The organism is Nocardia sp. NPDC050712 (assembly GCF_040654295.1).
Classification (GTDB): domain Bacteria; phylum Actinomycetota; class Actinomycetes; order Mycobacteriales; family Mycobacteriaceae; genus Nocardia.
Genome location: NZ_JBFAHT010000001.1, coordinates 1,604,105 through 1,629,159 on the forward strand (window position 1 = coordinate 1,604,105; position 25,055 = coordinate 1,629,159).

Consider the following 25,055-nt stretch of genomic DNA (forward strand, 5'->3'; position numbering starts at 1 on the left):
GCGAGTAGCTTGAGAGGCGATGACCGCACTATTGGCCGAACGCGCCGCCGAAGTCGTGTCCGCAGCACAGCAATTGCTCACAAAGCGAATGGGTGCTCCGGTAAAGCTGAGCGATCCGATGGAACTCAGCGGTAGTGGTAGGACGACAGTCCTACGCGTGCGCGTTTCAGAAAACGCCTTCTCGCTGCCCCGCACCCTGATCATCAAGCAGGTCCGTGGCAACGCCGAGGAGCGCCGCACCGGCGGCCTCGCTCCCGGCGTCGCCAGCATCGATTCGGCATTCCTGCGCGAAGCGGTCTCCTACCAATTCACCACCGCCCTCAGCCGCGATCAGCGCCCCGGCGCCTATCTCATCGCGCACAGCCTGCCCGAGCGCCTGCTCATCCTCAGCGATCTCGGCGAGAACTCGCTGCTGACCCAGCAGTTGCAGTCCGGCGCCGAACCGGCCACCCGCAACGCGCTGATGGCCTTCGCCCAGGCGATGGGCCGGATGCACGCGGCCACCGTCGGGCGCGAGGCCGACTTCGTGGCGCTGCTGCGCCGCGTCGACGTGATGCACCGGGTGGACGGCATCGCCCAGCAGGCCGAGACGGCCATCGCCGAGGTGCCCGGCCTACTGCGCCGCGAGCTCGGCATCGAGGTGCCCGGCGAGATCGCCGAGCGCATCGTGCGCGGCAACCGGCTGTTCTCGGCCGGCCGCTTCCGCGCGTTCAGTCCGTCGGATCTGTGCCCGGACAACGTCATTCTCAACGAGGAGGGCGCCCGCTTCCTCGACTACGAGTGGGGCGGTTTCCGCGACGCCACCCTGGACATCGCCTACGCGCTGGTGTCCTTCCCCGGCTGCCTGTGCGATTTCGAGCTGGCCCGGGAACGCGCCCGGCAGATGGTCGAGGCGTGGCGCTCCGAGGTGGTCGGCGTGTGGCCGGCCCTCGCCGACGACACGGTGCTAGACGAGCGCATCCTGGAGGCCCGGTTCATCTGGGTCTGGCTGAGCACCTACTGGTTCCTGCCCGCCGACCACGCGCGCATCGCGGCGGCCCGCGAGCACGGCATGTCGGTGCCGCGCTCGGAGGCGCTGATCAACCGCTGGGCCGCGCTCGCGGAGGACGCGCGCTGCACCGGGGACGACGTCATCGGCGATTTCGCCGACGAGGTGTCCGCGATGCTCGAGGAGCGCTGGTCCGAATAGCCCAAAGCCGGGCTCGGCGCTAGATCACCGGGGCGGGGCGCGGTTCCAGGCGCCCGCCCGAGCGCACCGCGAACGAGGCGCCGTGGCGGACGCCGGTATTGGGGTCCTCCACGTTCAGCACGTAGAACCAGTCCATCTGGGTCTGCTCGGCGGTTACCTCGAGCACGCCGTAGCCGTGCGACTCCAGTTCCACGTAGCGCAGATGATGGTTGACGCCCTTGATGCTCTCCTCGATCGGCACCGCCGCCGTGCGGGGAGCCGCCTTCAGCAGTTCTCCGATGCTGGAGGAGGTGACCGACGGGACGACGAATTCCGCGCCGACGGTCGGGCCGCCCGGGTAGGTCGCGGCCTCCACCGGGAGATCGGCCGCCCACGAGGAATGGATGTCGCCGGTCAGGAAGACCACGTCGAAGACCTGATTGTCGGTCAGCGTGGCGAACAGGGTGCGGCGGTCGGCGGTGTAGCCGTCCCACTGGTCCGCGTTGGCGGGGATGCCGGACTGCGGCAGTCCGAAGGTGTCGGTGAACGCCTTGCTCGCGGCCGGGTCCAGCGGCGGGAACACCAGCGGCGCGACCATCACCGAGTTGCCGATCAGCTTCCAGCGCACCGGCGCGGAGGCCAGGCCCGCGGTGAGCCAGGCCATTTGGGATTTGCCGGTGATGGTGCGGGCCGGATTGTCGATCTGGCGCCAGCCCGCGCCGGGGGTGGCCTCTTCGTCGCGGTAGCTGCGCAGGTCCAGCATGGACAGCTCGGCCAGCGTGCCGAAGCGCAGCCGCCGGTAGATCTGCACGTCGGCGCCGGAGCCCTTGGCGCGCACCGGCATCCACTCCAGGTAGGCCTGGGCGGAGGCGGCCCGGCGGGCGGGCCAGGGGCCGTTCACGGCCGGGTCGTGGTGGTTGGCGCCGCCGGACCAGGAGTTGTCGGCGGATTCGTGGTCGTCCCAGGTGCAGATGAACGGCACCAGCGCGTGCAGGGCGGCCAGGTCGCCGTCGGTCTTGTACTGGCCGTGCCGGATCCGGTAGTCGGCCAGCGTGACGATCTCGTTGACCGGGTCGTGCCCGCGCACCGACCCGCTGCGGCCGCCGTACTTGCCGCGGCCGTACTCGTAGATGTAGTCGCCGAGGTGGATGACGGCGTCCAGGTCCCCGCGCGCGGCGAGGTGGCGGTAGGCGCTGAAGTACCCGGCTTCCCAGTTGGCGCACGAGACCACGCCGAAGCGCAGACGGTCGGGGGTGTCGGCGTCGGCGGGCGCGGTGTGGGTGCGCCCGGCGGGGGAGGTCTCACCGAGCGCGGTGAAGCGGTAGTGGTAGCCGGTGCCCGGCGTCAGGCCGGTCACGTCGATCTTCACGGTGTGGTCGGAATCGGCGGTGGCGGTGTGTGTTCCGGACGCGGTCGGGGATTCGAAGCCGGGGTCGGCCGAGATCTCCCAGCGCACGGGTGTCGCGGCGCCCAGGCCCGAGCCGGGGGTGGCGTCCGCGGCCACGGTGACCCGGGTCCACAGGACGACGCCGGTCGGGAGCGGGTCGCCCGAGGCGATGCCGTGCCGGAATACCGAGTCCTGAGCGCGGGCGGTGCCGGCGCTCAGCAGGGTGGTCGCGGCGGCAGCGGCGGCGCTGCCTTTCAGTAGCGTCCGCCGGCCGATCGAACCCGGCCCGGCAGAATCTGAAACAACTGTGTTTTCGGCCACGGCTATTGATTTCAGTCGATCGGCGGGCGCGAGGCAAGTCGAAACGCCCGCCTTTCTGGTCGCATGTCCAGATCGACGCCAGTGTTCGCCTCCGGTTCACCCCGGCGTCGCGCCCTCGACCCGCGGACTTGTCGGAGCCGCCCGGTACGGTCGCCACCATGACCGAGCGCATCTCCCCCCGGCGTGCCCCCAGGCGGGGGCGGGCATGACCGACGGGCTGTTCGAGGTACCCGGGCAGGCGGCGGGGGAGTCCGACGGCCGGGGCCGCGTCGAATTCCGCGGCGCCGGTGATTCCGTGCCGCTGGCGGTCCGCATGCGCCCGGCCTCGCTGGAAGAGGTTGTCGGGCAGCAGCATCTGCTCGGCCCCGGCTCACCGCTGCGCCGCCTCGTCGAAGGGTCGGGCGCGGCCTCGGTGCTGCTCTACGGCCCGCCCGGCACCGGCAAGACCACGCTGGCCTCGCTGATCTCGCAGGCCACCGGCCGCCGCTTCGAGGCGCTGTCCGCGCTGTCGGCGGGCGTGAAGGAGGTGCGCGCGGTCATCGACCTGGCGCGCCGCCGGCTCACGGTGGGCGAGCAGACGGTCCTGTTCATCGACGAGGTGCACCGCTTCTCCAAGACCCAGCAGGACGCGCTGCTCGCGGCCGTGGAGAACCGCATCGTGCTGCTCGTCGGCGCGACCACGGAGAATCCGTCGTTCTCGGTCGTCTCGCCGCTGCTGTCGCGCTCGCTGGTGCTGCAACTGCAGTCGCTGACCGACGCCGACATCCGCCAGGTGCTGCAACGCGCCATCGACGATCCGCGCGGTTTCGCCGGCGAGTACGCGGTCACCGAGGCGGCGCTCGATCACATCGTGCGCATCGCCGGCGGTGACGCCCGGCGCGCGCTGACCGCGCTGGAGGCCTCGGCCGAGTCCTCCCTCGACGGCGCCGTCGACGTGGATCTGGTCGAGGCCAGCGTGGACAAGGCGGCCGTGCGCTACGACCGCGGTGGCGATCAGCACTACGACGTGGTCAGCGCCTTCATCAAGTCCATTCGCGGCTCCGATGTCGACGCGGCGCTGCACTACCTGGCGCGGATGATGAGCGCCGGCGAGGATCCCCGCTTCATCGCCCGCCGCCTGGTCATCTCCGCCAGCGAGGACATCGGCATGGCCGATCCCACGGCGCTGCAATCCGCGGTCGCGGCGGCGCAGGTCGTCCAGCTGATCGGCATGCCGGAGGCGCAGCTGACGCTGACCCACGCCACCATTCATCTGGCCACCGCCCCGAAGTCCGGTGCGGTGCCCGCCGCGCTGGGCGCCGCCATGTCCGATATCGCCGCGGGCAAGGCGGGCCTGGTGCCCCCGCATCTGCGCGACGGGCACTACGCGGGCGCCGCGAAACTCGGCAACGCCCAGGGCTACCGGTACCCGCACGACGACCCGGACGGCGTGCTGGCCCAGCAGTACCCGCCGGACGAACTGGTCGGCCGCGATTACTACACCCCCACCGATCACGGCACCGAGCGCGAGATCGGCCCGCGCGTGCAGAAGCTGCGGCGCATCGTCCGGGGGCGCTGAGGCGGTCCGATCGATTACCACATCACGCGTGGATAACGTTCCGGCCCAACGGTATCCACGCGTCGCAGGGTGTCGCCGGTGCGGCGTCCGGGGCGCCGCGAAATCGTGAGTGCGGAGTGGTTGCCGGGCGTAGGGTCGATCCGCATGGGTATGCCCCACCCGACCGGAGGAGGTGCTCGGTGACGGTTCGGCCGGATCGACCGCAGATGTCGGAGCAGGACTTCCACGAGCTCTCGGGGCACGCACCCGCCGCCGTCCGGCTGGCATTCGAGGCCGGCAAGCTCACCGGGCAGGGCGGCCCGCAGTTGCTGATCGAGGAGTTCGAGGAGCTGGCCCGGTGCGCCCCCGCGGCGATAGCGCTGGAGTTCCTGGACGGGCAGCTCGGCGCGAAGGTGGCGCCGGACCGCACCGGCGTGGAGATCCGGCGCGCGATCACCCAGCAGATCCTGCGGCAGCGCGGCGACTTACGGCTGTATCCGTCCCTCGATCTGAAGGTGCAGGCCGATCGCGAGGGCCGGGTGCGCGCGGACGGCGCGCTGGCGCCCGACGGCACGTTCGGGCGGCGCACCGGCTGGGCCGAACCGGACGAGGTGCTGCTGGTCGTCGAGATCACCGCCGACGAGTCCGCGACCGACCAGCGGGCCCGGGTCCGCAAGACCCAGGCCTACGCCGAGGCCGAGATTCCGCTCTATGTTCTGGTCGACCGCGCGGTGCGTGGCGTCTTCGTCTTCAGCCACCCGATCAAGGGCTGGTACGCCCAGACCGCGCGCACCGAGTTCGGCCACGCGATGGAGCTGCCGGAGCCGGTCGGCGTGGTGCTCGAAACCGAGGCGTTCGGTGCGGCGGTAGGCGCTTCCGGCCCCTGAAAAACCGGATGCGCCGTCCCGGTAGGCTGGATACCTGTGCAGACCCACGAGATCCGACGGCGATTCCTGGAACATTTCGTCCGTGCCGGCCACACCGAGGTGCCCAGTGCCCCGCTGAGCCTGGACGACCCGACCCTGCTCTTCGTGAACGCGGGCATGGTTCAGTTCAAGCCGTACTTCCTGGGTCAACAGGCAGCGCCGTACCCGCGAGCTACCAGTGTGCAGAAGTGCGTGCGCACCGGTGACATCGAAGAGGTCGGCGTCACCACCCGGCACAACACCTTCTTCCAGATGGCCGGCAACTTCTCCTTCGGCGACTACTTCAAGGAAGGCGCCATCACCTTCGCGTGGGAGCTGCTGACCAAGTCGCAGGCGGACGGCGGCTACGGCTTCGATCCCGAGCGCCTGTGGGTCACCGCCTACAACGAGGATCCCGAGGCCGCCGAGATCTGGGCCGCCAAGATCGGCATCCCGGCCGAGCGGATCCAGTTCCGCGACGGTGAGGACAACTACTGGGACATGGGCGTGCCCGGCCCGGGCGGCCCGTGCTCGGAGATCTACTACGACCGCGGCCCGGAGCACGGTCGCGACGGCGGCCCGGTGGCCGACGAGGACCGGTACCTCGAAATCTGGAACCTGGTCTTCATGCAGGACATTCGCGGTGATCTGAGCCCGAAGAAGGGGCACCCGCCGATCGGGTCGCTGCCGAAGAAGAACATCGACACCGGCATGGGCATCGAGCGCGTCGCGATGCTGCTGCAGGGCGTGGACAACGTCTACGAGACCGACCTGCTGCGCCCGATCATCGCCAAGGCCGAGGAACTGACCGGCAGCTCCTACGGCGTCGACGCCGAGGGCGACCGCCGCTTCCGCGTCATCGCCGACCACGCCCGCAGTGGCGCCATGCTGATCGCCGACGGCATCAACCCCGGCAACGACGGCCGCGGTTACGTGCTGCGCCGCCTGCTGCGCCGGATCGTGCGCTCGGCGCGGCTGCTGGGCGCGGACAAGCCGGTGATCGGCGAGTTCATCAAGGTCGTCAGCGACCTGATGGCGCCGTCCTACCCCGAGCTCGGCACCGACTTCGCGCGGATCCGCGATGTCGCCGTCGCCGAGGAGGCCGCGTTCCTCAAGACGCTCAACACCGGTTCCAAGCTGTTCGCCGACGCGGTCGACGAGGTGGAAACCAAGGGCGCCAAGACGATTCCGGGTTCGGCGGCGTTCAAGCTGCACGACACCTACGGCTTCCCGATCGAGCTGACCCTGGAAATGGCTTCCGAGGCCGGGCTTTCCGTGGACGAGGACGGTTTCCGCTCGCTGATGGCCGAGCAGGTCGCGATGGCCAAGGCCGACGCGCAGGCCCGCAAGCACGGGCACGCCGACCTGTCGATCTACACCGAGCTGGTCGACCGCGGCGAAACCGAGTTCACCGGATTCGACGAGCTGACCTCCGAGGCGACGGTGCTCGCGCTGATCGCCGACGGCGTGCGCGTCCCGGTCGCCACCGCGGGCCAGGACGTCGAGGTCATCCTGGATCGCAGCCCGCTCTACGCCGAGTCCGGCGGCCAGATCGCCGACCGCGGCTCGATCACCGCGACCGGGGTGAAGCTGGCCGTCAACGACGTGCAGAAGATCGCCAAGAAGCTGTGGGTGCACAAGACCACGGTCGAGCAGGGCCAGATCACCGAGGGCGATGTCGTGCTGGCACAGGCGGATCCGGCCTGGCGCCGGGGCGCCACCCAGGGCCACTCCGGCACGCACATGGTGCACGCGGCGCTGCGCCAGATCCTGGGCCCGAACGCGGTGCAGGCCGGCTCCATGAACAAGCCGGGCTACCTGCGCTTCGACTTCAACTGGACCGGTCAGCTCTCGGAGGACCAGAAGTCCGATATCGAGGCCATCTCCAATGACGCGGTGGGCGCGGACTTCCCGGTGAACACCTTCGTCACCGACCTGACCAAGGCCAAGGAGATGGGCGCGATGGCGCTCTTCGGCGAGAACTACGGCGCCGAGGTGCGCGTCGTGGAGATCGGCGGCCCGTTCTCGATGGAGCTCTGCGGCGGCACGCACGTGCAGCACTCCTCGCAGATCGGCCCGATCACGCTGCTCGGCGAATCGGCCATCGGTTCCGGCAAGCGCCGCGTGGAAGCCTTTGTCGGCCTGGACTCCTACAAGTACCTGGCCAAGGAGCGCGCGCTGCTCGCCGGCGTCGCGTCCTCGCTCAAGGTGCCCTCGGAGGAGGTCCCCGGCCGCGTCGAGCAGCTGGTGGAGCGGCTCAAGGTGGCCGAGAAGGAGCTCGAGCGCACCAAGATGGCCGCGGTGCTGTCCTCGGTGTCGGCCTTCGTCGAGCAGGCCGAGCGGATCGGCGGCGTGCTGCTGGTCGCGGTAGCCGCGCCCGAGGGCGTCGGCGCCGGTGATCTGCGCACCCTGGCCACCGACATCCGCGGCCGCTTCGGCACCGAGCCCGCGATCGTGGTGCTGCTCGGCAACGCCGACGGCAAGGTCCCGTTCGTGGTGACCGTGAATAAGCCCGCCCAGGAGCTCGGCTACAAGGCCGGCGACCTGGTCGGCGCGTTCGGTCCGAGCATCGCGGGCCGGGGCGGCGGCAAGCCGGAGATGGCGCAGGGCGCCGGATCGGATCCCTCGGGCATCGCTACCGGTCTAACGGCGGTCCGGGCGCGGGTGGCCGAACTGGCCTCCTGATGGACGATTCGGAAACTTCACATACAGAGTTGCCCGCGGGTGGTCACCGGCCGGATCCGGCGACCGACCCCGGGCGGGGGCGGCGCATCGCGATCGACGTGGGCAGCGTCCGCGTCGGCGTGGCGTCAAGTGACCCTGACGGCATCCTTGCGACACCGGTCGAGACCGTGCCGCGCGCGAAATCCGGTGCGCGCGGCGGCGGTCCGGCACCCGATATCGCGAGGATTGCCGAAATTGTGCGCGAGTACGAGGCCGTGGAGGTTATTGTCGGCCTGCCCCGGACATTACGCGGGGAAAAAGGCACTGCGGCCGGGTTGGCCATCGCATTCGCCAAGCGTTTGCAGGCCAGTATCGCCCCGGTGCCGATCAGGCTTTCCGACGAACGTTTGACTACGGTGTCAGCTGCACGTGCATTGCGGGACAGTGGAGTACGCACGCGTGGCCAGCGCCAAGTAATCGATCAGGCGGCGGCCGTGTCGATCCTGCAAGGATGGTTGGACGAACGGAGTGCGGTGTTGAGGTCGGGCGAAGAGGTACGTGGTGCGTCGTCGGAGGGCGATGCATGACGGATCGATGGGCGCGGGCCGAGGAACGCTTCCGGCAGCGCGAGGCTGATCGCCGCTACCGGCGCGACGACCGGGCGTGGGCCAACGACCCCCGGGCCCGCAAGTCGACCGGATCGAACCCGGACGCCTGGGCCGATTACGACGACGACACCACCGTCATCCCGCGCTACACCGACGACGAGCCGTTCTACGAGGGTCCGGCGCTCTACGACCCGGCCAAGGACGACGACGGTTACGACGCCGCAGACGATTTCGACGCCGACTACGACGACGAGCTCGACGAACCGGAGCCCCCGAAGCGGGGCAAGCAGGCGGTGCGCGCGAACTCCCGCGCCGGCGGCCGGGGCAAGCCGGACCGGCCCGCCAAATCCTCGCGCGGCAAGCGCTCGCGTGCCGCCTCCCGCAAAGCGGCCGAGCGCAAGCGCCGCCGCCGCAACATGTGGGTCATCGCGGGCGTGCTCGTCGTCCTGATCGTCGGCGCGGCCGGTTTCGCGGTCAAGCAGTTCGCCGAATCCTTCGGCCCGCCGGCGGATTACGCCGGTCCCGGCGGCCCGCTGGTGGTGGTGCAGGTGCATCCCGGCGACACCGCGACCCAGATCGCCGACTCCATGCTGGAGCGCGGCGTGGTGAAGAGCAGCTCCGCGTTCTACCAAGCGGCCATGCGCAATTCGAACATCACCTCGGTGCAGCCGGGCTACTACGCCATCCCCAGCGAGAGCCCCGCCGCGGAGGCGGTGACGACCCTGGTCGGAAAGAGCTCGCGCGTCGGCAATCTGGTGGTCGCCGAAGGCCGGCTGCTGCACGACCAGCACGACGTGCAGACCGGCGCCAAGACCGAGGGTCTCTACACCAAGATCTCGGCCGCCAGCTGTGTCGGCATGGCCTCCCAGCAGAAGTGCGTCAGCGCCGAGCAACTCGCCGCCGCGGGCGCGAGCACCGATCTGGTCTCGCTCGGTGTGCCGTCCTGGGCCGTGGAGTCCGTGCGCGCCGCGCCCGACCGCTCCCGGCAGCTCGACGGCCTGTTCGCCGCGGGCACATGGGATTTCGATCCCAGCGGCACGCCGCAGCAGATCCTGCGGCAGCTGATCAGCCAGAGTGCGGCCAGCTACGAGCAGACCGGGCTGTTGCAGTCCGGCGCGGAGACCAAGCTGACGCCCTACCAGACGCTCATCGCGGCGTCCCTGGTCGAACGCGAGGCGTCGCCGGAGGACCGGGCCAAGGTCGCCCGCGTCATCCTGAACCGGCTGAAGGTGAACCAGCCGTTGCAGTTCGACTCCACGGTGAACTACGCCCTGGACACCACCGAACTGGCCACCACCGACGACGACCGGGCCACGAAGACCCCGTGGAACACCTACGCCATGCCCGGCCTGCCCGCCAACCCGATCGCCGCGCCGTCGCTGGATTCGTTGCGCGCCATGGAGAAGCCGGAGCCGGGTGACTGGCTCTACTTCGTCACCATCGATTCGAAGGGCACCACGCTGTTCACCGAGAGCTACGCCGAACACCTGCGCAACATCAGGAAGGCCCAGGAGAGCGGAATTCTCGACAGTGGGCGCTGAGGTACGCAAGGCCGCGGTCCTGGGTCAGCCGATCGCGCATTCCCGGTCGCCGCAACTGCATCTCGCGGCCTACCGCGCGCTCGGCCTGCCGTGGACCTACGAGCGCATCGAATGCTCCGCCGCGCAGCTGCCCGGGCTGGTGGACGGCCTCGGCCCGGAGTGGGTCGGTCTCTCGGTCACCATGCCGGGCAAGGAAGCCGCCCTGGCCTACGCGACCGAGCGCACCGAGCGCGCCGTGCTGGTGGGCTCGGCGAACACGCTGGTGCGCACCGGAAGCTGCTGGCGGGCCGACTGCACCGATGTCGACGGCGTGCTCGGCGCGCTGCGCGCCGGGGGTGTCGGCACGCTCACCGAGGCGGTCGTGCTCGGCGCCGGCGGCACCGCCCGCCCCGCGCTGCTCGCGCTGTCCGAACTCGGTGCGAAGGCGGTGACCGTGCTCGCGCGCGATGCCGGAAGAGCCCGTGGCGCAGTGGAACTCGCCGAACGGCTCGGTATGAGCGCCGCGGTCATCGGGTTCGAGCCCGAGGCCGTGCGCGCGGTGTGCGCGAGCGCCGGTGCGGTGGTCAGCACCATTCCCTACGAAGCCGCCGCCACCGTGGCCGAGCAGGTCGCCGTGGCCCCGGTGGTGCTCGACGCCATCTACAACCCCTGGCCGACTCCGCTCGCCGCGGCCGTCGAACGTGCGGGCCACACGGTGGTCAGTGGGCTGCAGATGCTGCTGAACCAGGCGTACGGCCAAGTGGAACAGTTCACCGGCCGCCCGGCCCCGCGCGCGGCGATGGCCGCAGCGGTCGACGCCTGACGCGTCTTCTCCCATGCCGGGAAATTTCTAGTACCGGTTCTAGTTAGGTTTCCTCTAGCTGCGGGTTATGGTGTTGGCCATGACTGGTTGGGTTATGCGGGCCGTGCTGCTCGGTGGGCTGGTGGTGGCCATGCGCGCCCTGCTCGGGTTCGCGATGGTGTACTGGCCGACGCAGGGCTCGTGGCTGCGGCTGCTGTGCCTGGCGGTGCTGATCGGTGTCGTCGTGATGTGGGGCGTGCTCGACGGGCGCAAGGACCGCGAGGTGCATCCGGATCCGGAACACGGCTCCGATCTGACGATCGTGTGGCTGAAGGCGGGCGTGGTCGGCGGGCTCGGCTCGGGGCTGGTCTCCTGGCTGCTGGATCACCTGCCGCGCTTCGACCTCGGCGACAACGGGTTGCTGTTCGAGATGACGGCGGCGGCCTCGTTCATCGTGCTGCTGATCTTCCTGCCCGCGCTGGCCGGTGTCGGCATCGGGCGCATGGTCGCCGAACGACGGCTGGAGAAGGCGCGGAACTCCGGCGTGCGGGAGCACGCGGGCACCGCGAGCTGACTCGCCCGGACGCACAACGCCCCGGCATCCGCTCGTCGGATGCCGGGGCGTTCTGCTGAATCAGCGGCCGCTACAACAGGATCGCGCCGCTGGAGGGCGTGTCCTCGCGGGCGATGGCCGAGTAGGCGGCGGCCAGTAGCGTCGGATCCGGGCCCTCCAGGCGGCCCGGCTTGGCCAGGCCGTCCAGCACCACGAAGCGCAGGACGCCGGAGCGGGTCTTCTTGTCGGTCTGCATGGCGTCCAGCAGCTGGGGGAGCGCGTCGGCGTCGTAGGTGGTCGGCAGGCCGACGCTTTCCAGCACGGCCCGGTGCCGATCGGCGGTCGCGTCGTCGAGGCGACCGGCCAGGCGGCCCAGCTCGGCGGCGAACACCAGGCCCACCGACACGGCGGCGCCGTGGCGCCAGCGGTAGCGCTCGCGGCGCTCGATGGCGTGGCCCAGGGTGTGGCCGTAGTTGAGGATCTCGCGCAGGCTGGATTCCTTGAGGTCGGCGGCGACCACGTCGGCCTTCACCTGCACGGCGCGGCGGATCAGCTCCGGCAGCACGTCACCGGTCGGGTCGAGGGCGGCCGCGGGATCGCGTTCCACCAGATCCAGGATGACCGGGTCGGCGATGAAGCCGGCCTTGAGGATCTCGGCCATGCCCGCGACGATCTCGTTGCGCGGCACCGTCTCCAGGGTGGCCAGATCGACCAGTACCGCGGCGGGCTCGTGGAAGCAGCCGACCAGGTTCTTGCCCGCCTCGGTATTGATGCCGGTCTTGCCGCCGACCGCCGCGTCCACCATGGCCAGCAGGGTGGTCGGCACGTGCACGATGTTCACGCCGCGCATCCAGGTGGCGGCGACGAAACCGGCCAGGTCGGTGGCCGCGCCGCCGCCCAGGCTCACGATGACGTCGTTGCGGGTCAGCCCGATTCGGCCGAGCACCTCCCAGCAGAAGCCGGCGACCTGCAGGTCCTTACCGGCCTCGGCATCGGGGATCTCCACCCGGTGCGCGTCGAGCCCGCTGTCGGCCAGCGCCTTGCGCACCGCCTCGGCGGTCTCGGCCAGCGGCGGCTGATAGAAGATCGCGACGGTACGCACCCCGTTGGTCGCGGTGCTGACCGACTCGACGAGTTCACCGAGCAGACCGCGCCCGATGATCACCGAATACGGGTCTGCCGTGCGTACCTCGATACGGGTCGGCTCGCTCACGTTGTCTGCTCCGATTCTGTTCGTGCCGAAGGCTCTTGGTCGCGCGCGCGGGCGCGGCGCGAGCGGGCGCGCCGCGCGCGCCCGGTGGCGGGTTTGTCACTGGAACTACCGGTGGTCCCGGCCGTGGGGGAGGCCTGCGCCGGGGCGGAGCCCGCCGAGTCCTCCGCGTTGTTCGATCCCCGCCGGGCCGATCGAGTCGTGGCGTCGGCGGTGGTGCTCGTGGCGTCCGCGCCGGCGGGCGCGCCCGCCGCACGGCGAGCACGCCGTGGGCGGCGTGGCATCTGCCGCCCGGGCTCTGTTGCCGCGCCGGTGGATTCGCTCTCGGGCGATCCGTGATCGGCGGACCGGCTGATCGGTGCGGGTTCGGTTCCGGTGGGGGTTCGCCTGCCTCGCCGGCGACCGCGGCCGCGGCGGCGGGTCTGGCCGCCGGTCTCGGATTCCGCCGGGGTGGTGGGTGTTTCGACGGTGTCGGGGATTTCGGCGGTGCGGCGGGCGGCGGCCGCGCGGGCCCGGGCGCGGCGGCGGGCCCGGGAGCGGCTGCTGCCGGAGGGCGTTGCCACCGTGCCGGTTTCGGGCGCGACCGGCTCGGGGGTCGACGGCTCGACGCCCAGTTTGGCCAGGATCATCCGCACGACCCGGCCGGGGCTGCGGCCGTCGGTGCGTACCCGGATGGAGGCGACCTCGCGGTAGAGCGGGCGACGCTTGCGCATCAGCTCCCGGTACTTGGCGCCGGGGTCGGCGCCGTTGAGCAGGGGGCGCTGGGTGCTCGCGCCGGTGCGCCGAAGCCCTTCGGCCACACTGATTTCCAGGTACACCACAGTGCGGTTGCGCAGCAGCGCGCGGGTGTCGTCGGACAGCACGGCGCCGCCGCCGAGCGAGACGACCCCGCGTTCGTTCAGGATGGCGCGGCGCACCACCCGTTCCTCGATCTTGCGGAACTCCGGCTCACCGTCGTTGGCGAAGATGTCCGGAATGGTGCGACCGGTGTCGGACTCGATGCCGGCATCGGTGTCGAACAGCTCGACACCGAGTTCCTTGGCGAGCTTGCGGCCGATCGTGGATTTCCCCGCCCCGGGCGGTCCGACCAGCACCACGCGCGGTGCGCGTGGATCGGTCTGCACGATCATGGCGCTGTCGGAACGTGTGGCCGGCTGCTGATCCGCTTGACGTAGCTGTTGACGTTGTCGACGGTCTCGGTCAGCGAATCGCCGCCGAACTTCTCCAGCGCGGCCTGCGCGACGACCAGCGCCACCATGGCCTCGGCGACGACGCCCGCGGCGGGCACGGCGCAGACATCGGAGCGCTGGTGGATGGCGACGGCTTCCTCGCCGGTGGTCATGTCGACGGTGGACAGCGCGCGCGGCACCGTGGAGATCGGCTTCATCGCGGCGCGCACGCGCAGCGGCTCACCGTTGGTCATGCCGCCTTCCAGGCCGCCCGCGCGGTTGGTGGAGCGCAGCACGCCGTCGGGGCCGGGCTTCATTTCGTCGTGCGCCTGGCTGCCGCGGCGGCGGGCGGTCTCGAAGCCGTCGCCGACCTCGACGCCCTTGATCGCCTGGATGCCCATGAGCGCGGCCGCGAGGCGCGAATCGAGGCGGTCGGCGCCGGAGACGAACGAGCCGAGGCCGACCGGCAGGCCTTCCACGACCACCTCGACGACGCCGCCGAGGGTGTCGCCGTCCTTCTTGGCGGCTTCGATCTCGGCGATCATCGCGGCCTCGGCGTCCTTGTCGAACGCGCGCACGGGGCTCTCGTCGATGGCCGCGAGATCGGCGGCGGTGGGGACGACACCGGTGGTGTTGGCGGCGGTGCCGATGGAGACGACATGCGAGATGACCTCGACGCCGAACGCCTGGCGCAGGAAGTTACGGGCGACGGTGCCGGCGGCGACGCGGGCCGCGGTCTCCCGCGCGCTGGCGCGCTCGAGCACGTTGCGGGCGTCGTCGAAGTTGTACTTGAGCATGCCGGAGTAATCGGCGTGCCCGGGGCGCGGCCGGGTGAGCGGCGCGTTGCGGGCCAGGTCGGCCAGCTCGGCCGGGTCGACCGGATCCGCGGACATGACCGTGGTCCACTTGGGCCATTCGGAATTGGCGATCTCGATGGCGACCGGCCCGCCCATGCTGCGGCCGTGGCGCACGCCGCCGACCATGGTGACCTTGTCGGCCTCGAACTTCATCCGGGCGCCGCGCCCGTATCCGAGCCGCCGGCGCGCCAGCTGTGCGGAAACCTCGTCGGACGTCACTTCGACACCCGCGACCATCCCCTCGAGGATGGTGACGAGAGCGGGACCATGGGATTCTCCGGCAGTTATCCAGCGCAACACGCCTTATATCCTTTCATGTGAGTACCCGACCTCCGGAATCCGGTCGATTGTGATTGCGGGCACGTGTCTGAGCGGCGGGGCCGGTCGGCTTCACAGAGCTCATCGCGATCGGTAGGGGGTAGCGCAACCGCGCCCGGGCCATCGTGGCTCATGTCGGCGCCAGGACCAAGGCGAGCAAGGTGGCGGCACACATCGCGGGCCCGTGTGGCAGCGCCGGTCGCCGATCGGGTTCGCTCGCTCCGGTTTTTCGGCGCAGCCGCGCGGTACCCAGCGCCGCGATTCCGGCCCCGGCCGTGAGTACCGGCGCGGCGAGCGCCGCCCACACCCAGGCCTGCGTGCCACCGATTCCGGCCGCCGCGCCCAGCCCGGCCGCCAGTTTCACATCCCCCGCGCCGAGCGCGGCGGGAGCCAGCAAGTGGAGCAGGAGATACGGCACCGCCAGCAGGACCGCTCCGAGGGCGGCCACCGTGAATTGCGCGGTGCCGAGGGCATATCCGAGCACGCCCAGCAGCAGCGACCCGGTGAGCGCGTTGGGCAGCCGCCGCCGCAGCAGATCCCATCCGCTCAGCACCGCGCACCACCCCGTGAGCACCGCGAACGCGAGAATCGTCATGGCTTCCAGCTTCGTCCGCGCGGCACGCGAAACCATCCCCCGATTCGAAAATGGGGATAACTTCCGCCGATGTGAATATCTCGTCTCCCGCCACGGCGGGCAGGTCACAGCGGCAAGTCCGGCGGGAGTTGCATGGCGACGGCGATGAGTGAATGCACCCGGGTGGCAATGATATTGAGCAGGCCGTGCACCTCGACAGGCGCGGACTCGGTCACTGTCTGCAGGCTCTTCAGGTCGTCGTCGATGCGCGCGAGGACCTCGTTGATATCCCGGGGGCCGGCGCTCAGCGCCGCCGCGATCTCCTCCAGCGGTATGCCCTGGGCTTCGAGACGTTGGATGAGGTGGATGCGTTCGACGTCGGCGGGGCTGTAGAGGCGGTAGTTGCCGGCGCTGCGCTGGGCCGGGGCCAGCAATCCCATGGTGGTGTAGTAGTCGACCGTGCGCGCGCTGACCTCGGCGCGTGCGGCCAGTTCACCGATCTTGAGCAACGTCTCGGTCATCATGGCCTCCTTCCGAGGAGACAAATACCATACAGCGGCACGTGCCACCGGCGTGCGCGCCGAAGCGCAGCCCAAACCATACAGTGCTGCGTGCTACTGTGTGGCATGTCTGCTCTTGCTAGCGCGGTGACCACGGATCTGGCGCTGCTGCCGGGCTTTCTGGACCCGGTGAATCTGCTCAATTCCTTCGGCACCTGGATGCTGGTCGGCCTGCTGGTCGTGGTGTTCATCGAGTCGGGTCTGTTGTTCCCGCTACTGCCGGGCGATTCCCTGCTGTTCACCGCGGGGCTGGTCGCCGCCGCGAAATCGGCCGAGATCGAGCCGTTCGCGCCGATCGGCGTACTGCTGGTGCTGATTCCGATCGCCGCGATCGCCGGCGACCAGGTCGGCTATCTCATCGGCGCCCGCGGCGGCACCGCGCTGTTCAAGAACGACGACGCGCGCTTCTTCAAGAAGCGCTACATCGACGAATCGAACGCCTTCTTCGTCAAGCACGGGCCGATCACCATCGTGCTGGCCCGGTTCGTGCCGATCGTGCGGACCTTCGCCCCGGTCGTGGCGGGCGCGGCGGCCATGAAGTACCGAGTCTTCGTCACCTACAACGTGATCGGCGGCGTGCTCTGGGGCGCGGGCCTGACCTACCTGGGCTACCTGCTCGGCCAGATCGCCGCGATCCGCGACAACATCGATCTGATCTTCCTGCTCATCGTCTTCGTCTCGGTGCTGCCGATCATCGTCGAGGTGAGCAAGCGCATCCTCGGAAAGCGGCGCGCCGACGCCGATTCCCCGACCTGAGAGAGTCCATGAAACGCCCGCGTAAACGCCGAAAACCCGGCCCGTCCCCGGCGGACCGCCCCCCGCGAGGTAGCTCGGAGGTGTGGGCGTGCTGACCGTCGCGAGCCTGCTGCTCGGCATCCTGGTCGTCCTGCTCATCACCGCGTTGACCGGCTACTTCGTCGCGCAGGAATTCGCCTACATGGCCGTCGACCGGTCCCGGCTGAGGGCCCGCGCCGAGACCGGTGATGCCGGTGCCGGGCGCGCGCTGGCCGTCACGCGCCGCACCTCGTTCATGCTGTCCGGCGCCCAGCTCGGCATCACCGTCACCGGGCTGCTGGTGGGTTATGTGGCCGAGCCGCTGATCGGCCGCTCGCTCGGCGAACTGCTCGGCGGTGTGGGTGTGCCCCAGGCCGTCGGTATCGCGACGGGTACCGTGCTGGCGATCGCCTTCTCCACCCTCGCGCAGATGGTGTTCGGCGAACTGTTCCCGAAGAACCTCGCGATCGCCCGGCCCGAGCCGGTGGCCCGCTGGCTGGCCGGGTCCACCACCCTGTATCTGAAGCTGTTCGGGTGGCTGATCCGGCTGTTCGACCAGTCCTCGAATCTGCTACTGCGGGCATTGCGCATCGAACCGGTGCACGACGTCGAGCACTCGGCCACCCCGCGCGACCTCGCGCACATCGTCGCCGCCTCGCGGGCGGCCGGGGAATTGCCGCGCGAGCTGTCGACGCTGCTCGACCGGATCCTGGACTTCCCGGCCGCCACCGCCGAGCACGCGATGATCCCGCGCGCGCGGGTCGACACCGTGCAGCTCGGAGATCCGGTCACCGCGGTCCTGGCCCGCATGGGGTCGGGTCATACGCGCTATCCCGTGGTCGGCGACGGCAGCGACGATCTGCGTGGCGTCATCCACCTGCACGACCTGCTCGACGGCCCGCCGACCGGCGTAGCTGCCGACCGGTTGCGGCCCGCGGTACTGGTGCCCGCCTCGCTGCCACTGACCGAGGTGGTCGCTCAGCTGAGTGCGGCGCGGGAGGAGATGGCACTGGTCGTGGACGAGTACGGCGGGTTCGCCGGAATCGTCACCGTCGAGGACATCGCCGAGGAACTCGTCGGCGAGATCGCCGACGAGCACGACCCGGGGACCGCGGCCGAGATCGTCGCCGAGGGCGCGGGCTGGCTGATCGCCGGTGATGTCCATCTCGACGAGGTCGAACGCCGGCTGGAACTGCGCTTGCCCACCGGGGACTACGAAACCCTGGCCGGCTTGGTGATCGCCGAGTTCGGCGGCCTGCCCGGGATGGGTGACTACGTGTCGATCCCGTTGCCGCGCAACGGTGCCGACTACGCCACCGTTCAGCCTCCGGTCGCTCGCGCCGTGCGCGCGGAGGTCCGGGAGGTGGGCAATTACGTGCCGGTTTCGGTGTTCCTCAGTGTCGAACCGGAGGTGAACTTCGATGAGTAGCCCGTGGGCAATCGCGGCGATCACCGTCGTCTTGATCGCGGCCAGCGCGTTTTTCGTCGCCGTGGAGTTCGCGCTCATCGCCGCGCGCCGGCATCGCCTGGAGGACGCGGCCCCGACCAGCCGTTCGGCCCGCGCCGCACTGCGCAGTTCGGCGGAGCTGTCGGTGCTGCTGGCCGGATCCCAGCTCGGGATCACCGTGTGCACCCTCGCCCTCGGCGCGATCACCAAACCCGCTGTGCACCACTGGCTGACGCCGGGGCTGGCCACGCTCGGCGCTCCGCTGTGGCTCGCCGACGTCGCCGGTTTCGTGCTGGCGCTGATCGCGGTGACCTTCCTGCACCTGGTGGTGGGGGAGATGGCGCCCAAGTCGTGGGCGATCGCGCATCCGGAGCGCTCGGCGACGCTGCTGGCGCTCCCGATGCGGGCGTTCATGGCGTTGACCCGGCCGCTGTTGACGGCATTGAACCGGATCGCGAATCGGTGCTTGCGCAAGGTCGGGGTGACCCCGGTCGACGAGGTCGACGCCGGGCAGGATCCGGCCGCGCTGCGGCATCTGATCGAGCACTCGGCCACCGTCGGCACGCTCGACGAGCGCTATCACGGAAACCTCACCAGCGCGCTGGAATTGGAACGGCTCACGGTCGCCGACATCGTGCGCCCGAATGCCACGCCCAGCGCCGTCACCCCGGATGCCGGCCTGCCGGCAATCAAGGCGGCCACCCGCACGACCGGCCACCTGCGTCTGCTGATCCGCGACGGCGGCGGCATCCACGGCATGGTCCACGTGCGCGACAGCCTCACCGCCGACCCGGACGCGCGGGCCCGGGATCTGGCGCGGCCGGTGCTGACCATGGCCGCGGACCTGCCGGTCTACGAGGCGCTGCGGCGGATGCGGGAAACGCGCAACCATCTCGCCGTCGTCACCGACGCCGGCGCGCTGGTCGGGCTGATCACCATCACCGATGTGCTGCGGCGTCTGCTGCCCGGCGCGGCGGCCGAACTCCGCTGATACCGGCTCCCACCAGGGCATAGAGCGGCAGTACGGACAACCGTACAGTGCTACGTGATAGTGTTGAGCCGGCATGACAGGGGCTGTCCCCGAACCATTTTGGGTGATAGACCGAGCTGTGGCTAGGGCCGAAGGTCGCCTCTAGCGCTGATCGAAGGAGATCGATATGGGTGTCAGTCTGTCCAAGGGCGGCAATGTCTCGCTGAGCAAGGCTGCGCCTGGCCTCACCAAGGTGGCCGTCGGTCTGGGCTGGGATCTGCGCAGCACCACCGGCACCGACTTCGACCTGGATGCCAGCGCCATCGCGCTCGGTGCCGACAAGAAGGTCGTCTCGGACAAGCACTTCGTCTTCTTCAACAACCTCAAGTCGCCAGAGGGCGCCATCGAGCACGCCGGTGACAACAAGACCGGTGAGGGCGAGGGCGACGACGAGGTCATCAACGTCGACCTGGCCGGCACCCCGCCGACCATCGAGAGCATCGTGTTCCCGGTCTCGATCTACGAAGCCGACACGCGCTCACAGAGTTTCGGCCAGGTGCGCAACGCCTACATCCGCGTCGTGAACCGCGACAGCGGCGAGGAGCTGGCCCGCTACGACCTCTCCGAGGACGCCTCCACCGAGACCGCCATGGTCTTCGGCGAGCTCTACCGCAACGGCGCGGAGTGGAAGTTCCGGGCCGTCGGCCAGGGCTACAGCTCCGGTCTGACCGGTATCGCTCGCGATTTCGGTGTCGCCGTCTGATCTCGTGTTGTGGCTCCTGCCGACGGCGTGTCGGCGGTAGCTTGGTTCCATGTGTGCTGATCACGTGGGCCCCGGGCCCGACTACGCGGCGCGCCGTAGCGCGTTGCGGAGCTTGCTGATAGAGAACGAGGTCGACGCCCTGCTGGTCACCGACCTGGTGAACATCAGGTACCTGACCGGTTTCACCGGATCCAACGCGGCGCTGCTGGTGCACGCGTGGGAGATGCGCAACGCCGAGGAGCGCACGGTGATCGGCACCGACGGGCGCTATCGCGATCAGGTCGCCCAGCAGGTCCCGGACCTACGGGCCGAGATCTGCCGGGCCACCGCGCGCCGGATCGTGGAGCTGGCCGGGGAGTGGCAGGCGGGCCGGGTCGGCTACGAGAGCCACATCGTCACCGTCGATCAGCAGCGCGGGTTCGCCGAGCAGAAGACCGGTCTGGAACTGGTTCCGGTCGCCGGGCTGGTCGAGCAGCTGCGCATGGTCAAGGACGAGTACGAGATCGCCCAGCTCCGCGCCGCCTGCACCGCGGGCGACGCCGGGCTGGCCGCGATCCTCGAACGTGGCGCGCTGCGCCCGGGCCGCACCGAACGCCAGGTGGCCCGGGATCTGGAATGGGCCATGTACGAGCACGGCGCGGAGGCGATCTCCTTCGAGACCATCGTCGCGGCCGGCCCGAACTCCGCCATCCCGCATCACCGCCCCACCGGCGCGATCCTGCAGGCCGGTGACTTCGTCAAGCTCGATTTCGGCGCCGTCATCGGCGGCTACCACTCCGATATGACCCGCACCTTCGTGCTCGGCGCGCCCAGCGACTGGCAGCGCGAGGTGTACACGCTGGTCGAGGCCGCACAGCGGGCGGGCCGCGAGGCGCTGCGCCCCGGCGCCGAGGTGGTCGCGGTGGACGCGGCCGCGCGCTCGGTGATCGAGGCCGCGGGGCACGGCAAGCTGTTCGCGCACGGACTGGGCCACGGCGTCGGACTGCAGATCCACGAAGCTCCCGGAATCATGAAAACCGGAACCGGTACACTTCTCTCCGGCGTGGCGGTGACCGTCGAACCCGGTGTGTACTTTCCCGGCCGCGGCGGGGTCCGGATCGAGGACACGCTCGTGGTACGCGAAGGGGGCCCGGAGTTGCTCACCAACACCAGCAAAGACCTGACCGTCGTCGAATGACGACGGCTTTACCTGTGACGAACGAGGAGATCCGAGAACCGTGGCGGACACCAGCGACTTCAAGAACGGCCTTGTGCTGAAGATCGACAACAATCTGCAGCAGATTGTCGAATTCCAGCACGTCAAGCCGGGTAAGGGCCCCGCGTTCGTGCGGACCAAGCTGAAGAACGTGGTGTCGGGCAAGGTTGTCGACAAGACCTTCAACGCGGGCGTCAAGGTGGAGACCGCCACCGTCGACCGTCGCGATATGACCTACCTGTACCACGACGGCTCGGACTACATCTTCATGGATGGCGAGACCTACGACCAGATCCACCTCCAGGAGAAGACCGTCGGCAAGGCGGGCGGCTTCCTGATGGAGAACATGGGCGTGCAGATCGCCATGCACGAGGGCGAGGCGCTGTTCATCGAGCTCCCGGTCTCGATCGAGGTCGTGGTCACCCACACCGAGCCGGGCCTGCAGGGCGACCGCTCGAGCGCCGGCACCAAGCCCGCCACCATCGAGACCGGCGCCGAGGTGCAGGTCCCGCTGTTCATCAACCAGGGTGACAAGCTCAAGGTCGACACCCGCGACGGCAGCTACATCAGCCGCGTCAACTCCTGACGCGCGGATAAGGTAACCGTGCCTCAGCAGCCTGAAGACAAGAAGTTCAAGAAGCTCGGCGCCCGGCACAAGGCCCGGCGGCGAGCGGTCGACCTGCTCTTCGAGGCGGAGGCCCGCGATATCGACGTGGCCGACCTGCTGAGCGAGCGGGTCGAACTGGCCCTCGGTGACCAGGCGGTGGCCCCGGTGCACGCCTACACCCACATCCTGGTCGAAGGCGTCGCCAGCGACCTGGACCGGGTGGACGGCACCATCGAGTCCTACCTGCAGGACTGGACGCTGTCGCGTCTGCCCGCCGTCGACCGCGCCATCCTGCGCATCGCGGTGTGGGAGTTGTTCCACGCCAACGATGTTCCGCCGGTGGTGGCGGTGGACGAGGCCGTGGAGCTGGCCAAGGAACTGTCCACCGACGATTCGCCGTCGTTCATCAACGGCGTGCTCGGCCAGGTCGTCCTGGTGGCCCCGCAGGTCCGCGCCGCCGCCGCGGCGACCCGCGCGCCGCGCCCGGAGGCCGACGCCTAGTTCGCGAAAAGCCAACAGCCGCACCCTCTTCGCTGAGTGTGCGGCTGTTTCGCGTCCGCCGGTGGGTGTACGGGACCCGGCGGCCACGAACTCCATCCTCATTCCTCAACCACACTCGAGGTCAAGGGAATCCGGTGTGTGCGCGGCCACGTTGCCCCTATCCTGGTGGAAACACGGGGAGGGTGGTGCATGGCTCGGTTTCTGACCTGGTTCCGCAACAACGTCGACGGTTTGGTCGCGTTGGTCCTGGCTTTGATCGTCGGGGTGCTGGCGGTCGTCGACGTGCTGGGCACCGACACGGTGAACGCGGCGGTGCTGCTGGTGCTCGCGCTGCTCGCGACGACGCTGCTGCGGGACCGGCATCTCTCGGCCAAGGCGATGCGCGACGCGTCCTCGGTGCAGATGCTCAACGGTCCCGAGATCGGGCACCAGCACACGCTCGCGCGCCGCGACACCGAGAAGTGGATCTTCAAGGGCGGCACCGGAACCTACATTCGCGCGGTCACCCTGCGCGAGTGCGTGCGCAACGCGCGCCAGGCCCAGCGCAGTCTGCGGGTACGGCTCGAGATCCTGGACCCGACCAACGAACTGCTCTGCAAGACCTACGCGGAGTTCCGGGCCTCGGTGGCGCCGGACGCCATCCGCACGCGCGACCCGTGGACCACCCGGCGGGTGCAGCAGGAATCCTTCGCCACCGTGCTCGCCGCCTGCTGGTACAAGCAGCAGTACAGCCCGCTCGACATCGCCGTGGGCTTCTCCTCGGTGATGACGACCTTCCGCTGGGACCTGGCCACCTCCTGCGTCATCATCACCCAGGACAATCCGAACACCCCGGCCATGATGTTCGAGCGGGACAAGCCGTACTACCGCGATTTCAGCCGGGAACTGGATTCCAGTTTCGACCAGGCCAAGAAGGTGCCGCTGAGCAACGCGCGCGACGTGCAGCTGGACGACCCGCCGACGGTCGAGCAGGTCCGCGCCGTGTTCGACGCGCTGGGCCTGTCGCTGCCCGCGTCTTTCGAGGATCGTGACGTCGCCGAGATCGTGCGTCGTGCGTTGAACCCGGAGAATCCATTCTGATGAATCCCTATGCTCGACTACGCAGTTCGTTCGCCTCCGCCGCGGCGGCCCGCGAAGTGGGTAGCTGGGTGCGGGAGTATCTGACGCCGGTGGCGGCGGGTACCGAGACGGTGCCGGTGCTGCGGCATCCGCTGGGGTTCCTGTGTTTTCCGGTGTGGCGCGACGGCGATCTGGGGGTCTGCCTGCACGTGTGGGCCGAGGGGATGCGCGCGCGGCCCACTACCTCGCCGATTCACGCGCACAGCTGGGATCTGCTCAGCATCGTGCTCTACGGTGCGGTCGGCAACGACATCTTCGAGGTCATCGACGCGCCCGAACGCCCGACACACCGGATCTTCGAGATCCAGAGCGGCCCCGAGGGCGATCTGGTCCGGGCGACGTCGCAGGTCGTGGCCTATCGGCTGCGCTCGCATGAACTTTTCCGGGCCGGCGACGCATATACCCTCCCGCACGGTGTATTCCACGTCTCGGAGGTGGCCGGTGCGGCTGCGACCGTCGCGTTGGGCGAGTACCGTCACGGCAAGCCCGATCGATCACTGGGCGGGCTCGCCACCGACGACCACTGGGTACATCGCGTTCCGTGCACCGCGGCGGAGACTCGCCGCGCCGCACGGACCGTATTGGAACAGCTGACCCTGCCGGCTCACCTGGAGGAGCAATGGGACCGAGCGACGTCTTGAATCCCGTCCGTAGCGATCTCGTCGGTACGGGGCAGCCGGGTCTGGCCCTACCGCCGGGTCTGGCGGTGGATGTGGCGATCGCGGCGGCCGAGGAGGCGGGCGCGGCGATCCGCACCGGTCTCGGTGGCGCGCTGGCGATCCGCGCGAAGGGGTCCGCGGGTGACCTGGTCACCGATCTGGATCTGCGCGCCGAGGACATCATTCTCGGCCATCTGCGCCGGGCGTTTCCCGAACACCGGATCCTGGCCGAGGAATCCGGCCTGCTGGCCGGCGCCGACGACGCGTGGTGCTGGGTGGTCGACCCACTCGACGGCACCAACAACATCGCCATCGGGCTGCCGGTGTGCACCGTCGGTATCGCGCTGTGCCACTACGGAACTCCGGTGGTCGGCGTCGTGCACGAGCCGCTCACCGGGCACACCTGGTCGGCGCTGCGCGGGCGCGGCGCGGCCGGTCCGGACGGCCGGTTGTGGCAACCGCCCTCGCCGCGGCCCGATACCGCGCCGGTGCTGGCCTGGTTGCAGGGCTATCCGGTCGGGCGCGCCGACGCCGTGGCGCGTGCCATGCGGCTGTCGCTGGAGGCGAATTCCCGCCGGCTGATTCAGCTCTGGTCGCCGCTGCTCTGCTGGATCATGCTGGCGCGCGGCGACATCGACGGGTTCGTCGGCTACCGCGCGGGCGTGGTCGACCTGCCCGCGGGCAGTCTGATCGCGCGCGAATCCGGTGTCGAGATCACCGATTTCGGTGGCGCGCCGCTGGACGACACCATCGATCCGCTCGGCGGCGAGATCGACTTCATCGCGGGCAGCCCGCAGATGACCGCGGAGCTGTCGCGCTGGGTGAAAGCCGCCGCCGAGGTCGCGGTGACCGGCCTGCGCTGACGCG

The 25,055-nt window shown here is 69.8% G+C and carries 23 protein-coding genes and 1 pseudogene; 18 read left to right on the top strand and 6 right to left on the bottom strand.

What is annotated here, in order from left to right; genetic code table 11:
• Window positions 1-19: 19 nt before the first annotated feature.
• The gene (locus AB0H76_RS07730) at window positions 20-1,189 is read left to right on the top strand and encodes a kinase (protein WP_357318839.1); all 1,170 of its coding nucleotides are present in this window, start codon (window positions 20-22) and stop codon (window positions 1,187-1,189) included.
• Between the two features lie 19 nt (window positions 1,190-1,208).
• On the opposite strand, the gene AB0H76_RS07735 is transcribed toward AB0H76_RS07730, so the two are convergent.
• The gene (locus AB0H76_RS07735) at window positions 1,209-2,876 is read right to left on the bottom strand and encodes an alkaline phosphatase D family protein (protein ID WP_357318842.1); all 1,668 of its coding nucleotides are present in this window, start codon (window positions 2,874-2,876) and stop codon (window positions 1,209-1,211) included.
• 205 nt (window positions 2,877-3,081) lie between these two features.
• Between AB0H76_RS07735 and AB0H76_RS07740 the strand changes: the two genes are divergently transcribed.
• The 7 genes from AB0H76_RS07740 to AB0H76_RS07770 all read left to right on the top strand — a co-directional run bounded on the left by AB0H76_RS07740 (window position 3,082) and on the right by AB0H76_RS07770 (window position 11,486).
• Complete coding sequence (locus AB0H76_RS07740) at window positions 3,082-4,434, top strand: replication-associated recombination protein A (protein ID WP_357318845.1); 1,353 nt, start codon at window positions 3,082-3,084, stop codon at window positions 4,432-4,434.
• 179 nt (window positions 4,435-4,613) lie between these two features.
• Entirely contained in the window at window positions 4,614-5,300 is a 687-nt protein-coding gene (locus tag AB0H76_RS07745; RefSeq protein ID WP_357318847.1) for a Uma2 family endonuclease, read from the top strand.
• A 36-nt stretch (window positions 5,301-5,336) separates the two neighbouring features.
• Window positions 5,337-8,003, top strand: a complete 2,667-nt coding sequence (gene alaS / locus AB0H76_RS07750) for an alanine--tRNA ligase (protein WP_357318850.1) — start codon at window positions 5,337-5,339, stop codon at window positions 8,001-8,003.
• Entirely contained in the window at window positions 8,003-8,569 is a 567-nt protein-coding gene (gene ruvX / locus AB0H76_RS07755; protein ID WP_357318852.1) for a Holliday junction resolvase RuvX, read from the top strand. Before alaS ends, ruvX begins: the two co-directional genes overlap by 1 nt.
• Complete coding sequence (gene mltG / locus AB0H76_RS07760; protein WP_357318855.1) at window positions 8,566-10,131, top strand: endolytic transglycosylase MltG; 1,566 nt, start codon at window positions 8,566-8,568, stop codon at window positions 10,129-10,131. The genes ruvX and mltG overlap by 4 nt, the downstream gene beginning before the upstream one ends.
• A complete protein-coding gene (locus AB0H76_RS07765) occupies window positions 10,121-10,933 on the top strand; it encodes a shikimate dehydrogenase (RefSeq protein ID WP_357318858.1) in 813 nt (270 codons plus the stop codon). The genes mltG and AB0H76_RS07765 overlap by 11 nt, the downstream gene beginning before the upstream one ends.
• 79 nt (window positions 10,934-11,012) lie before the next feature.
• A complete protein-coding gene (locus tag AB0H76_RS07770; RefSeq protein ID WP_357318861.1) occupies window positions 11,013-11,486 on the top strand; it encodes a B-4DMT family transporter in 474 nt (157 codons plus the stop codon).
• A gap of 70 nt (window positions 11,487-11,556) precedes the next feature.
• Here AB0H76_RS07770 and aroB read toward each other — a convergent pair whose 3' ends face one another.
• The 5 genes and pseudogenes from aroB to AB0H76_RS07795 form a co-directional block, all read right to left on the bottom strand.
• Window positions 11,557-12,678 (bottom strand): 3-dehydroquinate synthase, encoded by a 1,122-nt coding sequence (gene aroB, locus AB0H76_RS07775; RefSeq protein WP_357318864.1) that lies wholly within the window; start codon window positions 12,676-12,678, stop codon window positions 11,557-11,559.
• 608 nt (window positions 12,679-13,286) lie between these two features.
• Window positions 13,287-13,805 (bottom strand): annotated as a pseudogene (locus tag AB0H76_RS07780) (shikimate kinase); the annotation flags it as partial.
• Window positions 13,802-15,001, bottom strand: coding sequence for a chorismate synthase (gene aroC / locus AB0H76_RS07785; protein WP_357318867.1), 1,200 nt, complete (start codon window positions 14,999-15,001; stop codon window positions 13,802-13,804). The pseudogene AB0H76_RS07780 and the gene aroC, both read right to left, overlap by 4 nt.
• Before the next feature lie 148 nt (window positions 15,002-15,149).
• Window positions 15,150-15,614, bottom strand: a complete 465-nt coding sequence (locus AB0H76_RS07790; protein WP_357318870.1) for a prepilin peptidase — start codon at window positions 15,612-15,614, stop codon at window positions 15,150-15,152.
• Between the two features lie 104 nt (window positions 15,615-15,718).
• Complete coding sequence (locus tag AB0H76_RS07795) at window positions 15,719-16,114, bottom strand: MerR family transcriptional regulator (protein WP_357318873.1); 396 nt, start codon at window positions 16,112-16,114, stop codon at window positions 15,719-15,721.
• 105 nt (window positions 16,115-16,219) lie between these two features.
• On the opposite strand from AB0H76_RS07795, the gene AB0H76_RS07800 reads away from it, so the two are divergent.
• The 10 genes from AB0H76_RS07800 (at window position 16,220) to AB0H76_RS07845 (ending at window position 25,051) form a co-directional block, all read left to right on the top strand.
• Window positions 16,220-16,909, top strand: coding sequence for a VTT domain-containing protein (locus tag AB0H76_RS07800; protein WP_357318876.1), 690 nt, complete (start codon window positions 16,220-16,222; stop codon window positions 16,907-16,909).
• 88 nt (window positions 16,910-16,997) lie between these two features.
• Window positions 16,998-18,356, top strand: a complete 1,359-nt coding sequence (locus AB0H76_RS07805) for a hemolysin family protein (RefSeq protein ID WP_357318879.1) — start codon at window positions 16,998-17,000, stop codon at window positions 18,354-18,356.
• Window positions 18,349-19,365, top strand: coding sequence for a hemolysin family protein (locus AB0H76_RS07810; protein ID WP_357318882.1), 1,017 nt, complete (start codon window positions 18,349-18,351; stop codon window positions 19,363-19,365). Before AB0H76_RS07805 ends, AB0H76_RS07810 begins: the two co-directional genes overlap by 8 nt.
• 166 nt (window positions 19,366-19,531) lie before the next feature.
• A complete protein-coding gene (locus tag AB0H76_RS07815; RefSeq protein WP_357318884.1) occupies window positions 19,532-20,107 on the top strand; it encodes a TerD family protein in 576 nt (191 codons plus the stop codon).
• Window positions 20,108-20,156: 49 nt separating this feature from the next.
• Window positions 20,157-21,284, top strand: a complete 1,128-nt coding sequence (locus AB0H76_RS07820) for a Xaa-Pro peptidase family protein (RefSeq protein WP_357318887.1) — start codon at window positions 20,157-20,159, stop codon at window positions 21,282-21,284.
• Between the two features lie 40 nt (window positions 21,285-21,324).
• Entirely contained in the window at window positions 21,325-21,888 is a 564-nt protein-coding gene (gene efp / locus AB0H76_RS07825) for an elongation factor P (protein ID WP_357318890.1), read from the top strand.
• An 18-nt stretch (window positions 21,889-21,906) separates the two neighbouring features.
• Entirely contained in the window at window positions 21,907-22,410 is a 504-nt protein-coding gene (nusB, locus tag AB0H76_RS07830; protein ID WP_357318893.1) for a transcription antitermination factor NusB, read from the top strand.
• 189 nt (window positions 22,411-22,599) lie between these two features.
• A complete protein-coding gene (locus AB0H76_RS07835; RefSeq protein ID WP_357318896.1) occupies window positions 22,600-23,490 on the top strand; it encodes a hypothetical protein in 891 nt (296 codons plus the stop codon).
• On the top strand, window positions 23,490-24,170 hold the full coding sequence (locus AB0H76_RS07840; RefSeq protein ID WP_357318898.1) for a hypothetical protein: 681 nt from the start codon (window positions 23,490-23,492) through the stop codon (window positions 24,168-24,170). Before AB0H76_RS07835 ends, AB0H76_RS07840 begins: the two co-directional genes overlap by 1 nt.
• Entirely contained in the window at window positions 24,149-25,051 is a 903-nt protein-coding gene (locus AB0H76_RS07845) for an inositol monophosphatase family protein (RefSeq protein ID WP_357318900.1), read from the top strand. The genes AB0H76_RS07840 and AB0H76_RS07845 overlap by 22 nt, the downstream gene beginning before the upstream one ends.
• The last annotated feature ends 4 nt before the right edge of the window (window positions 25,052-25,055 follow it).

Excerpts from the sequence above, each read along its gene's own strand:
- AB0H76_RS07730 (WP_357318839.1), top strand. The coding sequence starts at position 20 with ATGACCGCACTATTGGCCGAACGCGCCGCCGAAGTCGTGTCCGCAGCA.
- AB0H76_RS07740 (WP_357318845.1), top strand. The coding sequence starts at position 3,082 with ATGACCGACGGGCTGTTCGAGGTACCCGGGCAGGCGGCGGGGGAGTCC.
- ruvX (WP_357318852.1), top strand. The coding sequence starts at position 8,003 with ATGGACGATTCGGAAACTTCACATACAGAGTTGCCCGCGGGTGGTCAC.
- mltG (WP_357318855.1), top strand. The coding sequence starts at position 8,566 with ATGACGGATCGATGGGCGCGGGCCGAGGAACGCTTCCGGCAGCGCGAG.
- AB0H76_RS07770 (WP_357318861.1), top strand. The coding sequence starts at position 11,013 with ATGACTGGTTGGGTTATGCGGGCCGTGCTGCTCGGTGGGCTGGTGGTG.
- AB0H76_RS07790 (WP_357318870.1), bottom strand. The coding sequence starts at position 15,614 with ATGACGATTCTCGCGTTCGCGGTGCTCACGGGGTGGTGCGCGGTGCTG.
- AB0H76_RS07795 (WP_357318873.1), bottom strand. The coding sequence starts at position 16,114 with ATGACCGAGACGTTGCTCAAGATCGGTGAACTGGCCGCACGCGCCGAG.
- AB0H76_RS07800 (WP_357318876.1), top strand. The coding sequence starts at position 16,220 with ATGTCTGCTCTTGCTAGCGCGGTGACCACGGATCTGGCGCTGCTGCCG.
- AB0H76_RS07810 (WP_357318882.1), top strand. The coding sequence starts at position 18,349 with ATGAGTAGCCCGTGGGCAATCGCGGCGATCACCGTCGTCTTGATCGCG.
- AB0H76_RS07815 (WP_357318884.1), top strand. The coding sequence starts at position 19,532 with ATGGGTGTCAGTCTGTCCAAGGGCGGCAATGTCTCGCTGAGCAAGGCT.
- AB0H76_RS07820 (WP_357318887.1), top strand. The coding sequence starts at position 20,157 with ATGTGTGCTGATCACGTGGGCCCCGGGCCCGACTACGCGGCGCGCCGT.
- AB0H76_RS07835 (WP_357318896.1), top strand. The coding sequence starts at position 22,600 with ATGGCTCGGTTTCTGACCTGGTTCCGCAACAACGTCGACGGTTTGGTC.
- AB0H76_RS07840 (WP_357318898.1), top strand. The coding sequence starts at position 23,490 with ATGAATCCCTATGCTCGACTACGCAGTTCGTTCGCCTCCGCCGCGGCG.
- AB0H76_RS07845 (WP_357318900.1), top strand. The coding sequence starts at position 24,149 with ATGGGACCGAGCGACGTCTTGAATCCCGTCCGTAGCGATCTCGTCGGT.